This is a genomic window from Sphingobium sp. CR2-8 (genome assembly GCF_035818615.1).
GTDB lineage: Bacteria > Pseudomonadota > Alphaproteobacteria > Sphingomonadales > Sphingomonadaceae > Sphingobium.
Window position 1 is genome coordinate 1,718,876 of record NZ_JAYKZY010000002.1, and the last position, 12,849, is coordinate 1,731,724.

The window sequence follows — 12,849 nt, forward strand, 5'->3', positions numbered from 1 at the left end:
GATCATTCGACCCAGTCGAGGCCGATGTCGCGATAGATGCCGCGATCGTCCTCCCAGTCTTCCTTCACCTTGACGTGCAGATAGAGGTGGACCTTGACGCCGAGCAGGGTTGCAAGTTCGGCGCGGGCCTTCGACCCGATTTCCTTCAGGCGCTGTCCGCCCTTGCCCAGCACGATAGCGCGCTGCGTCGGACGACCGACCAGGATCTGCTGGTGGATTTCGACCGATCCGTCGTCGCGTTCCTTATATTGTTCGGTGTCGACGGCGGCGGCATAGGGCAGTTCGGCATGCAGCTGGTGATAGAGCTGCTCGCGCGTGATTTCGGCGGCCAGCATGCGGTCGGTGGCGTCCGACACCTGATCTTCGGGGAAATGCCACGGTCCTTGCGGCATCGCCTGGACGAAGGCTTTCTTCAGTTCGGGCAGGCCGTCGCCGGTCGCGGCGGAGACGAAGAAGATTTCGTCGAAACCCAGCGTGTCGTTCAGCACCTGGGTATGGGTCAGCAGCTTTTCCTTGATCGCGATATCGACCTTGTTGAGGATCAGCCATTTGCGTTCGGTGCGGTGTTTGAGCGCTTCGATGATCGGTTCCAGCTTGGGACCACGCCCGGCCTTGCCATCCACCACCATCGCGATCAGGTCCGCGCCCTGCGCGCCGCCCCAGGCTGCCTGCACCATCGCGCGGTCCAGCCGCCGCTTGGGCGCGAAGATGCCGGGCGTGTCGACCAGCACGATCTGCGCATCGCCCTCTATCGCGACGCCCATGACGCGGGTACGCGTGGTCTGCGCCTTGGGGCTGGTGATCGCCACCTTTTGCCCTACGAGCGCGTTGACCAGCGTGGACTTGCCCGCATTGGGGGCGCCGACGACGGCGATGACGCCGCAGCGCTGGGTATTGATGTTGTCTTCCAAAAATAACTCCGTTCGCGCTGAGCCTGTCGAAGCGCTTTACTTTCTTGATTCGATCGCGCCAATGTGGAAATCAGGGACCAGTCTTCGCGGATGAGAGCCAGTTTCTTCGCTCGGTTCCATCCCTTGATCTGCCGTTCGGCTTCAAGTGCCTCCATACGCGTGCCGAACGCCTGCGACCAGACCAGTTTTATCGGTTGGCGGGATTGGGTGTAGCCTGTGATTTGTCCGACTTCGTGTTGGCCAATCCTGACTTCCAGATTATCGGTATGACCGACGTAAAAGCTGCGGTCTGCGCAATGCAGCATGTAGGTCCAGAATGTCATCGGAAAAACAAGCTTTCGAGAGAAACCGTTCGGGCTGAGCCTGTCGAAGCCTCTTCCTTATTTCAAGAGAAGAAAGGCCCTTCGACAGGCTCAGGGCGAACGGATTGAGAGGTTGTTTTCAACCCGCCAGCTTCTCCAGCAGCGCCTTGGCAGCCGCCGTCTCCGCTTCCTGCTTCGATCCGCCCGTCGCGACCGCTTCGCCTGCGCCCTTGATCGACACCGTCACGGTAAATCGCAAAGCGTGGTGCGGGCCGGATCGGTCGGTCAGGATATATTCTGGGGGCTTGCGCTTGTTGGCGGCGGCCCATTCCTGGAGGTAGGATTTGGGATGGCGCGGGGCACTGGTCTGGGTGTCGACCCGGTCGTTCCAGAGGCGACGGACGAGCGTCCGGGCTTCGTCAAGGCCGCCCTCCAGATAGAGCGCGCCGATCAGCGCCTCCATGACGTCGCCCAGCACATTGTCGCTGTCGGCCGCGCCGTCGTCGCGTGCTTGTTTCCCCAGTACGAGGTAGGTGGGGACGCCGGCGGTGCGCGCCACTTCGGCGCAGGTTTCGCCCGACACCAGCGCGTTGAAGCGGCGGGACAGCTTGCCTTCGGGTTCGTCGGTGAAGCGTTCGAACAGCCATTCGGCAACCAGCAGGCCCAGGATACGGTCGCCCAGAAATTCCAGCCGCTCATAATTGACCGCCTTGGCGCTGCCATGGGTCAGCGCCTGTTCGAAGCGGGCCGGATTTTCAGGTGCCCGGCCGATCAGGGCCTTCAACCAGGATGCGGTATCGGGTTTGCTCAAAAGCCTTCCCCGATACGGCTCCAGCGTGCAGCCGTGAACCAGGTCCAAGGCAGCAGCCAGTTGGCGCTGCCGTCGGTCGAGAAGACCGAGATCATCGCCTTGCCCACCAGATTTTCTTCGGGGACGAGGCCGATGCCGCCGCCTTCCACCGCGGGAAAGCGGCTGTCGGCGCTGCGATCGCGATTGTCGCCCATCATGAACAGATGCCCCTGCGGCACCAGCACCGTGTCGCGGTCGTCGGCTGCGCCGTCGGGCAGCAGGTCGAGCACGTTATAGCTTTTGCCGCCGGGTAGCGTTTCGCGGAACTGGGGATAGCGGCATTGCTTGCCGCCGCCCGGTGCAGCCTGCTCGAAATCGGGGCGGTAGCAGGGGGATGCCGCGCCTTCCCGGGCGGCCGCTTCGACCATGTTCGGCGTCACCGGGATGACGAGGTCGGCGACCTTCTGCTTGGGGATGGCCTGGCCGTTCAGATAGACGGTCCCGCCACGCACGCCGATCATGTCGCCGGGCAGGCCGATGACGCGCTTGATATAGTCGTTCTTCTGGTTCGGTGGCGCCTTGAACACCACCACGTCGCCGCGCTGGGGCGTGGACGCCAGGATGCGGCCGGGGATCAAAGGAATCGAGAAGGGCAGCGAATAGCGCGAATAGCCATAGGGCCATTTGGCGACCAGCAGATAGTCGCCGATCAGCAGGCGCGGCTGCATCGATTCCGACGGGATGTTGAACGGTGATATGATGAAGCTGCGCAGGATGAAGACGAACAGCCCGAGCTTGGCGAGAAACCAGATGAAGTCCCGCGTTTCCGATTTGGCAGTCATGGATTGTCGTCTATTCCCTTGGAGATGCCCACAAAGCGGCCGTGGCGGCTTTTGGGGCCTGATGTGATGCGCGTCAAGCAGTCCTTAACGATGCAAAAGACGAGGCTTTGGGCTAAGCATAGCGGGAATCGACCGGTGCAGCGTCGATATCGACCAACGTCATGAGGGATATATCCATGCCCAGTCCTGCACTGCCAAGTTCTTTGGCGGCCATTGCCGCGCTTCCGCAAGCCGACCTGAAGACCATCTTCACCACCGACCCCGATCGTCTGTCCAAGCTGGTCCTGACCCAGGGGCCGATCCGGTTCGACTGGTCCAAGACCCATCTGACCGACGATCTGCTGGCGCAGTTTCTCACGCTGGCGGAAGAACGGGGCTTTGGCAAATGGCGCGACGCGCTGTTCGCGGGCCAGGCCGTCAATAACAGCGAGGGCCGTGCCGCCGAACATCCCGCCGAACGGGGGAGGGCAATGCCGACAGCGTCGCCCATGCCAAGATGCTGCATCAGCGGATGCGCGGCCTGATCGACGCGATCGAGGCGGGCGCGCTGGGCGAGGTGCGCCATATCCTGCATATCGGCATCGGCGGGTCGGCGCTGGGACCGAAGCTGATCGTGGATGCGCTGGACGGCGACGGCGTGCGGTACGACGTAGGGATCGTGTCCAATGTCGACGGCACCGCACTGGAGCGCGCGATCGCCGATTTCGATCCGCACACGACGTTGATCGCGATCGCGTCCAAGACCTTCACCACCAGCGAGACGATGCTGAACGCGGCGAGCGCGATCAACTGGATGGTCGAAGCCGGGGTGGACGATCCCTATGGCAAGGTGATCGCGCTGACCGCCGCGCCCGAAAAGGCGATGGAGTGGGGCGTCGATGAAACGCGCATCCTGCCCTTCGCGGAAAGCGTGGGCGGGCGCTATTCGCTCTGGTCCTCGATCGGCTTTCCCGCGGCGCTGGCGCTGGGCTGGGATGCGTTCGAAAGCCTGCTGGAGGGCGCGGCGGCGATGGACCGCCACTTCCGCCTGTCCGATCCTGCCGAGAATGCCCCGCTGATCGCGGCGTTCATCGACCAATATTATACCCGCGTGATGGGATGCCAGACCCGCGCGCTGTTCGCCTATGACGAGCGGCTGGCGCTGCTGCCCTTCTACCTTCAGCAGCTGGAGATGGAGAGCAACGGCAAGAGCGTGACCCGCGATGGCGAACCGGTCGATGGGCCGACTGCGCCGATCACCTGGGGTGGCGTAGGCACCGATGCGCAGCATGCGGTGTTCCAGTTGCTGCACCAGGGGACGATCGTGTCGCCGGTCGAGTTCATCGCGTCGATCGAGCCGGGGCATGTGCTGGACCCGGCGCATCATCGCGCGCTGCTGGTCAACTGTTTCGCGCAGGGCGCGGCGCTGATGCGGGGCAAGGACAATGCGGACGATCCCGCGCGGTCCTATCCGGGCAACCGGCCGTCGACCACCATCCTGCTGGACGACGTCACGCCCGAAGCGCTGGGCGCGCTGATCGCCTTTTACGAGCATCGGACCTTCGCCAATGCCGTGCTGATGGGGATCAACCCGTTCGACCAGTTCGGCGTGGAACTGGGCAAGGAGATCGCCAAGTCGATCGAGGCGGATGGGGCCACGGGATTCGATCCGTCGACCATGGCGCTGATCAAGATTGCATTGGGGACCGCGTAACTTCATTCGCCGTTCGGTTCGAGCGTGTCGAGAACCCTTCTCGATACGCCTTCTCGGCTATGCTCGAAGGCTACTCGAACTGAACGGCGGTCTTGAAAGCAATGGGAAGAATATTCCCATTTGTAACTAGCGCCTGCACCCGCCATATCCCCGGCACTTAATCGGAGGCCAGGCATGAGCGACTATGATTTCGACCTTTTCGTCATCGGGGCGGGATCGGGCGGTGTGCGGGCGTCGCGGGTGGCGGCGGCGCATGGCGCGAAGGTTGCGGTGGCCGAGGAATATCGCGTCGGCGGCACCTGCGTCATTCGTGGCTGCGTGCCCAAAAAACTGCTGATCTATGGCGCGCATTTTGCCGAGGATCTGAAGGACGCGCGTCGCTTTGGTTGGAACGTACCGGACTGCGGGTTCGAATGGACGACGCTGCGCGACAATGTGCTGGCCGATGTCGATCGGCTGGAGGGACTGTATACCAATACGCTCAATAGCCATAAAGTCGAGGTCATTCCCGAGCGCGCGACCATCACCGGGCCGCATGGCATAAAGCTGGCGAGCGGGCGCGAGGTGACGGCGAAGGTGATCCTGGTCGCCACCGGCGCCTGGCCGGTCGTTCCCGAAGTCGAGGGCGCCGAACATGGCATCACCTCCAACGAAGTGTTCCATCTGGACGCGTGTCCGAGCAGGATCGTGATTATCGGCGGCGGCTATATCGCCAATGAGTTTGCGGGCATCTTCCACCAGTTCGGCAGCCATGTGACGATGGTCAATCGCGGCAGCGACCTGCTGCGCGGTTATGACGAGCAGATCCGCGACCGGCTGCTCCAGATTTCCATGACCAAGGGGATCAATTTCCGCTTCAATGCGAAGATGGAGAAGATCGAGAGGAACGAGGATGGCACATTGTGCATCCGTTTCGAGGAAGGCGATCCGGTTGCGGCCGACATCGTGCTGTTCGCGACGGGGCGCAAGCCGCTGACCGAGGGGCTTGGGCTGGAGCATGCCGGGGTCGAACTGACGGACAAGGGTGCGATCAAGGTCGATGAGTATAGCCAGACCAGTTGCGAAAGCATCTATGCGGTGGGCGATGTCACCGACCGGCTGCAACTGACCCCGGTCGCCATTCGGGAGGGGCATGCCTTTGCCGATACCGTGTTCGGGAACAACCGGCGCAAGGTCGATTATGGATGCGTGCCGTCCGCCGTGTTCAGCCATCCGCCGCTGGCGGGGGTCGGCTTGACCGAGGCGCAGGCGAAGAACAAGTTCGGGACGGTGAAGGTCTATACGTCCGACTTCCGGCCGATGAAGAATGTGCTGGCCGGGCGGAACGAGCGGGCGCTCTACAAGATGATCGTGGATGCGACGACGGACAAGGTGATCGGGCTGCACATGATCGGACCGGACGCGCCGGAGATATTGCAGGCGGCCGCGATCGCGGTGAAGGCGGGGCTGACCAAGCAGGATTTCGACGACACCGTCGCGCTGCATCCGAGCATGGCGGAAGAACTGGTGCTGCTGAAGTAAGAACGATCTTCCGCCGTTCGGGCTGAGCTTGTCGAAGCCCCGTTCTTCTTCCGCAACAAAGAAGAAGAGCCCTTCGACAGGCTCAGGGCGAACGGAAGGATATCTTAGCGATCGGCTACGAACGTCACCACCAGCGCGTCGCGCCAGGCGGGTTGGGCCGGATCGACGGGGTGGATTTCGGTGACGCCGTGCAGGATGCGGTGGTCGTCTATCAACATCGTGTCGCCGGGCGTGGTCAGGGTGAACTCGCCCAAAGCTGTGCCGTCGGGCGCGCCGATGCGGGTGACGCCTTCGCGGACGTTGCGCCGTTCGATCAGCATCACGAGCACATGGTCGACGCCGTCGCGATGCATCCCTTCGGGCGTCGGCTGGCCGGTCTCGTTCGCCTTCGCCTCGATCCGGAACTGGTGCATTTCGACATGCCAGCCGCCCGCACCGGCGGGATCGAAGCTGTCGGCGCAGAAGGCGAAGATCGACTGGAGTGCCGGGTTGGCGACGGTGGCGTCCTCCACCGGATCGAACCAGCGCTGCACGTCGCCGTTCAGGACATTATAGTCCCGGCTCTGATAGTGGGGCTGGTGCGGCTTGCGGGTGAAGCGGCCCTGTTCGAGCGCGAAGGCGGCGTGGCGGCGGCGGCGGTAGCGGCCCCCATCGGCCATGTAGAGGTCGGGGCCAAGATCGTTCCAGCTTGCGGCCAGGCTGTCCCAGTCCGGTTGGGCGATGTTCAGCCGGTCGAACAGCGTCGCGCCGGGCAGGCGGGCATAGCCATCCTTCAGCAGGGCGTAGTCAATCGGGGATAGGCTGTCCGTGTCGCGCATCTTCGCTTCCTTAATGGAGGCAAGAGACGAGCGACAGGGCCAGTTTCCGCAGGGTGGGTTTCCAACGGGTCTGTCGAGAACGGGGCTTGGCGCGTGGTTCTCGACAGGGTCGAACCGAACGGATGCGAGGGCGGTGGTTTAAGCGATCGTCGGCACCATGCCGCCTTCCACCCGGACCGCCGCGCCATTGGTGGCGGCTGCCAAGGGGCTGGCGAGATAGGCGACCATGGCGCCGACTTCGTCTGCTTCGATCAAGCGCTTGATGAGCGAGAGGGGGCGAAGCTTGGTGAAGAATTCGGCTTCGCGCTCGGCTTCCGAGGCGTCCTTGTTGTCCACGACCGAGCGAATGAAATCGACGATCCCTTCCGAACGGGTCGGGCCGGGCAGGACGCTGTTGACGGTCACGCCGGTGCCGCGCGTATGTTCGGCCAGGCCGCGCGAGATGGATAGCTGGGCCGATTTGGTCATGCCGTAATGGATCATCTCGGCGGGCGGGAGCAGGCCGCTTTCGCTGGCGATGAAGAGGACGCGGCCCCAGTTCTTCTCCAGCATGTTGGGGAAGTAATGACGGGAAAGGCGCGCGCCGCTGACGACATTGACTTCGAACAAGCGATGCCAGTCTTCGTCGCTGATGTCGGCGAAATCCTTCGCTTCATAGATGCCCAGATTGTTGACGAGGATATCGGTGGCAGGGACGGCGGCGATCAGGGCGGCGGCGCCTTCGGCCGTGGCGGGGTCGGCGAGGACGGCGTTGACGGGGTGGCCGATCTCGGCGGCGGCAGCGTCCAGCTTGGCTTGGGCTCGCCCGGTTATGGTGACGGCGACGCCTTCCTGCGCCAGGCGTTTGGCGATGGCGAGGCCGATGCCGGCGGTCGATCCGGTGACGATGGCGCTCTTGCCTTCAAGCTTCAGGTCCATGACTGTTTCCTTCGAAATGAGACAACGAATGAGACAGTAGATAGACATTTTTGCATTGATGATTAGATGGAACGATATCATTTCAGAAGTGCATTGGAATCATGGATAACCGGTTCGGAGACGTCGAAAATTTCCTGATGGTGGCGGGCGAAGGCAGTTTTGCCGCTGCTGCCAAGATGCTGCGGCTGACGCCGTCCGCCGTCAGCCGGTCGATCGCGCGGCTGGAGCAGCGGCTGGGCGTCACGCTCGTGCGGCGGACCACCCGCGCGCTGGCGCTGACGCGGGAGGGGCAGGTCTATCACGACAAGATGATCGCGATATTGGGCGACATGTTCGATGCGGAGAACAGCCTGCGGAGCGAGGGGCAGGGGCCGCGAGGGTTGCTGCGCATCAATGCCTCGCCCTCCTTCGGGATCGAATGCCTGATCCCGATCCTGCCGCGCTTTGGCGAACTCTATCCCGCGGTGACGGTGGACCTGACGCTGACCGACGCGATCGTGGATCTGGTCGAGGAGCGGGCGGATATCGCGATCCGCATCGGGCCTTTGCGGGATACCCGATTGCGGGCCAAGAAGCTGGGGCATAGCCGCATGGTGCTGGTCGCCAGCCCCGCCTATCTGGCGCGGCGGGGGACGCCCGCGACGCCGGACGATCTGGATGGGCATGATTGCCTGCGGTTCAGTTTCCGCCGGTCGGTGGATAGCTGGCCGTTCCTGGTAGAGGGCAAGCAAGTGCAGCGGCCGGTGCAGGGGCGCTTCTTCGGCAATTCGGGCGAAGTGGTGCGGCAGATGGCGATCGCCGGTGGCGGCATCGCGCGGCATGGGCGCTTTCATGTGGCGAGCGATCTGCGCGAAGGGCGTTTGGTCGAGGTGCTGCGCGATTATGATGCGGGGGACGGGGAGGATATCCACGCGCTTTACGCGGCAGAGGATCGGGGTGCGGCAAGGGTGCGCGCGTTTCTGGACTTTCTGGACGAGGCGTTGGTGGTGGAGGGGTGAAGGCCCTCAATTGCATGCGGCAACTGATGGGATTGAATCCTATCGGAAAGGAGCTTGCCATGCGGTCCACTCAGCAATTTATCGTGACATTGCCCAACGATATGGCAGCCGATGTCCGGGCCAAGGTTGAGTCCGGCGCTTACGCCAGCGAAAGCGAGGTCATTCGCGATGGACTGCGCGCGCTGCAAGCACGCGATCGCGCTGTCGAGGCGTGGCTTGGTAATGTCGCTTTGCCTGCCTACGACGCCTGTCGCGCCGATCCGGCGCGGGGCGTGTCGATTGACGATGTCACGGCCGGATTGACAGCGCGGGGCTGACAATGGCGCGTCGGATCGTCTTCACGCTGGAAGCGCGTGCTGAGCGAGAGGCCTGATTGAATGGCTTGCTATCACCCGATCCAGTAAGGCACGATCTGCCTGTTATCCGGGTCGACATGGATCGGCCGATCCGCTGGCGGAAAGGCGCGTTGGTCGCAGCTTTGGCGGGGGCATAGGCGGCAGGTGATGCCGATGGGGGTGGCTGCACCCTCTTCCGCCAGATGCAGGCCATCGGCGTAGACGAAGTTAGCGGCGTGGGCGATTTCGCAGCCCAGCACCACGGCGAAACGACGCGGGGTGCGTTTATAGCTGCCCGAGGGTTTCACCAGCCCTTTCGCCATGGAGACGTAGCGGACGCCGTCGGGCGTTTCGCCCAGTTGGACGTTGATGCGGTCGGGTACGGCGACGGCTTCGTGGACGTTCCATAAGGGGCACGCGCCGCCGAAGCGGGCAAATTGCAGGCGGGTGGCGCTGTGGCGTTTGGTAATGTTGCCCGCCATGTCGACCCGGCAGAAGAAGAAGGGGATGCCGCGCAGGCCGGGTCGCTGGAGCGTGGAGAGGCGGTGGCAGGCCTGTTCGAAGCTGACGCCGAAGGTGCGGGCGAGCCGGTCGATATCGTGCCGCATCGCACGGGCGGCTTCGCGGAAGGCGGCGTAGGGCATCAGCAGCGCGCCCGCGGCATAATTGCCCAGGCCGATCGCCAGCAGCCGGTCCGCACCGGGGACGGGCAGGGCGGCCTTGTTCACCACGTCGGCGATGACCGCCTGCCCCTCCAGCATCATGAGCTGGTGGGCGAGCATGAACTTGCGGCTTTCGGTCGGCAGCGCGGCGTTGACGAACAGTTTCTTCGTACTGCTGGTGTAGGATCGCAGTGCGCTGTCGGGGGTGTCGGCGATCAGCGTTTCGATGCCGTGGCGGCGGGCCAGTGCCTCCACCAACATGCCTTCGTCCAAAGTCTGACCGGCGGTGAAGCTTTCGGCCATGTCTTCGGCCAGGCAGTCGAGGCTGTGGACATAATTGCCCGCTTCGTGAAACCAGTCGCGCGCGGCCTCCCACGGCAGCCGGGCCTGCACCTCATGGTCGTTGGCGATCGCCTCCTCGATCATGTTGATGCGTTCGTTGGCGCGCATATGGGCGTTGTAGAGGTCGACATAGCGAGCCGCAAATTCGGGGAATTGCAGGTGCAGCTTCTCGATCCGCTCCGGCTCCATCTGCGTGCCGGGCAGTTCGGGATGGCCCAGCGCATAGGTGAAGGCGCCCAGAAGCTGCTCCTCCTCCCGACTGTCGAAACTGGCCCAGTCGGTGGGAAAGGCGCTGGCGAGCGCGGCCTTGACCTTGGCGGTCAGGGGGCGATCGTCATTTTCCATTTGGGACAGATAGGATACGGATATGCCCAGCGCCTGCGCCATCGTCGCCTGGTCCATGCGATGGTCCAGACGCAGTTGGCGCAGGCGTGGACCTGCGAAGATACGGTTGCCGCGTGCCATATACCGGTCTGTAATTTGCGAAGTGGTGATTTGCAACTTAGCAAATTCGCATTTGCGCAAAGCGACAAAGGCTGGGAAAGGTCGCATATAACCGTTCGACCGCTTTGGAGAGATACAGAAAATATGTCGAAACTCGCCATCATCGAACAGTTGGAATCCAAGCGCGAAGGTGCGCGCATGGGCGGCGGCGAGCGGCGCATCGACGCGCAGCACGCCAAGGGCAAGCTGACCGCGCGCGAGCGGCTGGACGTGCTGCTGGACGAAGACAGCTTTGAAGAGCTGGACATGTATGTCGAGCATAATTGCGTCGATTTCGGCATGGACGAAGCGCATATTCCAGGCGACGGCGTCGTCACCGGATCGGGCACGATCAACGGTCGGCTGGTGTTCGTGTTCAGCCAGGATTTCACCGTCTATGGCGGCGCGGTGTCCGAACGGCACGCGATGAAGATCTGCAAGATCATGGACATGGCGCTGAAAGTGGGTGCGCCGGTGATCGGCCTGAATGACAGTGGCGGCGCGCGCATCCAGGAGGGCGTGGCGTCGCTGGCGGGCTATGCGGAGATTTTCCAACGCAACGTGCTGGCGTCGGGCGTGGTGCCGCAGATCAGCGTCATCATGGGGCCGTGCGCAGGCGGGGCGGTCTATTCGCCCGCGATGACCGACTTCATCTTCATGGTGAAGGACAGCAGCTTCATGTTCGTGACCGGACCGGATGTGGTCAAGACGGTGACGAACGAGGTCGTGACGCAGGAAGAGTTGGGCGGCGCGGTGACGCATACGACCAAGTCGGGCGTGGCGGATGTGGCGTTCGAGAATGATATCGAGGCGCTGCTGGCGACGCGCGATTTCGTGGATTTCCTGCCCGCGTCCAACAAGGAGCCGGTGCCCGAGCGGCCGACTGCCGATGCGTGGGACAGGATCGAACCGAGCCTGGACACGTTGATCCCGGCCAACGCCAACCAGCCCTACGACATGCACGAACTTATCCGCAAGGTGGTGGACGAGGGCGACTTTTTCGAGGTGCAGCCCGCCCATGCGGGGAATATCCTGTGCGGCTTCGGACGGATCGAGGGCAAGACGGTGGGCATCGTCGCGAACCAGCCGATGGTACTGGCGGGCGTGCTGGACATTAACTCATCGAAGAAGGCGGGCCGCTTCGTGCGCTTCTGCGACGCGTTCGAGATACCGATCGTGACCTTCGTGGACGTGCCGGGCTTCCTGCCGGGGACGGCGCAGGAGCATAGCGGGATCATCAAACACGGCGCAAAGCTGCTGTTCGCCTATGGCGAGGCGACAGTGCCCAAGATCACCGTCATCACGCGCAAAGCCTATGGCGGGGCCTATGACGTGATGAGTTCCAAGCATCTGCGCGGCGATCTGAACTATGCCTGGCCGACTGCGGAAATCGCGGTGATGGGCGCGAAGGGTGCGGTGGAGATCATCTTCCGCGGCAAGACGGCCGACGAGATTGCCGAAAAGACGAAGGAATATGAGGACCGCTTCGCCAACCCCTTCGTCGCGGCAAGCAAGGGCTTCATCGACGAGGTGATCCAGCCGCATTCGACGCGGAAGCGGATCGCGCTGGGCCTGCGCAAGCTGCGCAACAAGAGCGTCGAGAACCCGTGGAAGAAGCATGACAATATTCCGCTGTGACGGGCCGAAGGGTCGTCATCCCGGCGAAGGCTGGGATCACGTGCAGCCAAGTCGGGCCACGAGGCCTGAGACCTCAGCCTCCGCTGGGGTGACGGATTAGGAACGCAGGATGAAACTCGGTCGTCTCAACCATATCGGCGTCGCCACGCCGTCGCTGGAACAGAGCATCGCCTATTATCGCGATGTCATGGGCGCGACGATTGCGCATGAACCGTTCGATCTGCCCGCGCAGGGGGTGAAGGTGTGCTTTGTCGATACGCCGGGTGAAAATGGCACCAATGGCACGCAGATCGAACTGATTGAGCCGCTGGGGGCGGACAGCCCGATCCACGGCTTCATCGCCAAGAACCCGGCCGGGGGGCAGCATCATATGTGCTATGAAGTGGCCGATATTCACGAGGCGAAGGCCTGGTTCGAGGCACGGGGCGCGCGGGTGCTGGGCGAGCCGCGGATCGGGGCGCATGGGACGCCGATCTTCTTCGTGCATCCCAAGGATATGAATGGCGTGCTGACCGAGATCATGGAGACGCCCAAGGAGGCGCATTGATACCACCCCTCTCGCAAGCGGGAGGGGCAGCGAGACTTGGCGGCTCTGC

At 63.1% G+C, this 12,849-nt stretch carries 12 protein-coding genes and 1 pseudogene; 6 read left to right on the forward strand and 7 right to left on the reverse strand.

The window, feature by feature from the left end:
- Window positions 1-2: 2 nt before the first annotated feature.
- From era to lepB, 4 genes are all read right to left on the reverse strand, one after another.
- Complete coding sequence (gene era / locus U5A82_RS12330) at window positions 3-911, reverse strand: GTPase Era (RefSeq protein ID WP_326291163.1); 909 nt, start codon at window positions 909-911, stop codon at window positions 3-5.
- Complete coding sequence (locus U5A82_RS12335; RefSeq protein ID WP_326291164.1) at window positions 818-1,234, reverse strand: GIY-YIG nuclease family protein; 417 nt, start codon at window positions 1,232-1,234, stop codon at window positions 818-820. Before U5A82_RS12335 ends, era begins: the two co-directional genes overlap by 94 nt.
- A 118-nt stretch (window positions 1,235-1,352) precedes the next feature.
- Window positions 1,353-2,024, reverse strand: a complete 672-nt coding sequence (gene rnc, locus U5A82_RS12340) for a ribonuclease III (protein ID WP_326291165.1) — start codon at window positions 2,022-2,024, stop codon at window positions 1,353-1,355.
- On the reverse strand, window positions 2,021-2,845 hold the full coding sequence (gene lepB, locus U5A82_RS12345; protein WP_326291166.1) for a signal peptidase I: 825 nt from the start codon (window positions 2,843-2,845) through the stop codon (window positions 2,021-2,023). Before lepB ends, rnc begins: the two co-directional genes overlap by 4 nt.
- 176 nt (window positions 2,846-3,021) lie before the next feature.
- On the opposite strand from lepB, the pseudogene pgi reads away from it, so the two are divergent.
- Both pgi and gor read left to right on the forward strand, forming a co-directional pair.
- Window positions 3,022-4,538 (forward strand): annotated as a pseudogene (gene pgi, locus U5A82_RS12350) (glucose-6-phosphate isomerase).
- A 174-nt stretch (window positions 4,539-4,712) separates the two neighbouring features.
- Complete coding sequence (gor, locus tag U5A82_RS12355; RefSeq protein WP_326291167.1) at window positions 4,713-6,059, forward strand: glutathione-disulfide reductase; 1,347 nt, start codon at window positions 4,713-4,715, stop codon at window positions 6,057-6,059.
- Window positions 6,060-6,163: 104 nt separating this feature from the next.
- Here gor and U5A82_RS12360 read toward each other — a convergent pair whose 3' ends face one another.
- On the reverse strand, window positions 6,164-6,877 hold the full coding sequence (locus U5A82_RS12360) for a 2OG-Fe dioxygenase family protein (RefSeq protein WP_326291168.1): 714 nt from the start codon (window positions 6,875-6,877) through the stop codon (window positions 6,164-6,166).
- 138 nt (window positions 6,878-7,015) lie between these two features.
- Window positions 7,016-7,795, reverse strand: a complete 780-nt coding sequence (locus tag U5A82_RS12365) for an SDR family NAD(P)-dependent oxidoreductase (protein WP_326291169.1) — start codon at window positions 7,793-7,795, stop codon at window positions 7,016-7,018.
- A gap of 101 nt (window positions 7,796-7,896) precedes the next feature.
- Between U5A82_RS12365 and U5A82_RS12370 the strand changes: the two genes are divergently transcribed.
- Both U5A82_RS12370 and U5A82_RS12375 read left to right on the forward strand, forming a co-directional pair.
- Complete coding sequence (locus U5A82_RS12370) at window positions 7,897-8,793, forward strand: LysR family transcriptional regulator (protein WP_326291170.1); 897 nt, start codon at window positions 7,897-7,899, stop codon at window positions 8,791-8,793.
- A 14-nt stretch (window positions 8,794-8,807) separates the two neighbouring features.
- Complete coding sequence (locus tag U5A82_RS12375; protein WP_326291171.1) at window positions 8,808-9,110, forward strand: ribbon-helix-helix domain-containing protein; 303 nt, start codon at window positions 8,808-8,810, stop codon at window positions 9,108-9,110.
- Window positions 9,111-9,181: 71 nt separating this feature from the next.
- Here the strand turns inward: U5A82_RS12375 and U5A82_RS12380 are convergent, their stop codons facing one another.
- The gene (locus tag U5A82_RS12380; protein ID WP_326291172.1) at window positions 9,182-10,597 is read right to left on the reverse strand and encodes a helix-turn-helix domain-containing protein; all 1,416 of its coding nucleotides are present in this window, start codon (window positions 10,595-10,597) and stop codon (window positions 9,182-9,184) included.
- Between the two features lie 123 nt (window positions 10,598-10,720).
- On the opposite strand from U5A82_RS12380, the gene U5A82_RS12385 reads away from it, so the two are divergent.
- Complete coding sequence (locus tag U5A82_RS12385) at window positions 10,721-12,253, forward strand: acyl-CoA carboxylase subunit beta (protein WP_326291173.1); 1,533 nt, start codon at window positions 10,721-10,723, stop codon at window positions 12,251-12,253.
- Between the two features lie 109 nt (window positions 12,254-12,362).
- Complete coding sequence (gene mce / locus U5A82_RS12390; RefSeq protein WP_326291174.1) at window positions 12,363-12,800, forward strand: methylmalonyl-CoA epimerase; 438 nt, start codon at window positions 12,363-12,365, stop codon at window positions 12,798-12,800.
- The last annotated feature ends 49 nt before the right edge of the window (window positions 12,801-12,849 follow it).

What these genes read in the sequence shown, in the direction of transcription:
- gor (WP_326291167.1), top strand. Translation starts at nt 4,713, where the DNA reads ATGAGCGACTATGATTTCGACCTTTTCGTCATCGGGGCGGGATCGGGC.
- U5A82_RS12365 (WP_326291169.1), bottom strand. Translation starts at nt 7,795, where the DNA reads ATGGACCTGAAGCTTGAAGGCAAGAGCGCCATCGTCACCGGATCGACC.
- U5A82_RS12370 (WP_326291170.1), top strand. Translation starts at nt 7,897, where the DNA reads ATGGATAACCGGTTCGGAGACGTCGAAAATTTCCTGATGGTGGCGGGC.
- U5A82_RS12335 (WP_326291164.1), bottom strand. Translation starts at nt 1,234, where the DNA reads ATGACATTCTGGACCTACATGCTGCATTGCGCAGACCGCAGCTTTTAC.
- mce (WP_326291174.1), top strand. Translation starts at nt 12,363, where the DNA reads ATGAAACTCGGTCGTCTCAACCATATCGGCGTCGCCACGCCGTCGCTG.
- U5A82_RS12380 (WP_326291172.1), bottom strand. Translation starts at nt 10,597, where the DNA reads ATGGCACGCGGCAACCGTATCTTCGCAGGTCCACGCCTGCGCCAACTG.
- U5A82_RS12360 (WP_326291168.1), bottom strand. Translation starts at nt 6,877, where the DNA reads ATGCGCGACACGGACAGCCTATCCCCGATTGACTACGCCCTGCTGAAG.
- lepB (WP_326291166.1), bottom strand. Translation starts at nt 2,845, where the DNA reads ATGACTGCCAAATCGGAAACGCGGGACTTCATCTGGTTTCTCGCCAAG.
- U5A82_RS12375 (WP_326291171.1), top strand. Translation starts at nt 8,808, where the DNA reads ATGCGGCAACTGATGGGATTGAATCCTATCGGAAAGGAGCTTGCCATG.
- U5A82_RS12385 (WP_326291173.1), top strand. Translation starts at nt 10,721, where the DNA reads ATGTCGAAACTCGCCATCATCGAACAGTTGGAATCCAAGCGCGAAGGT.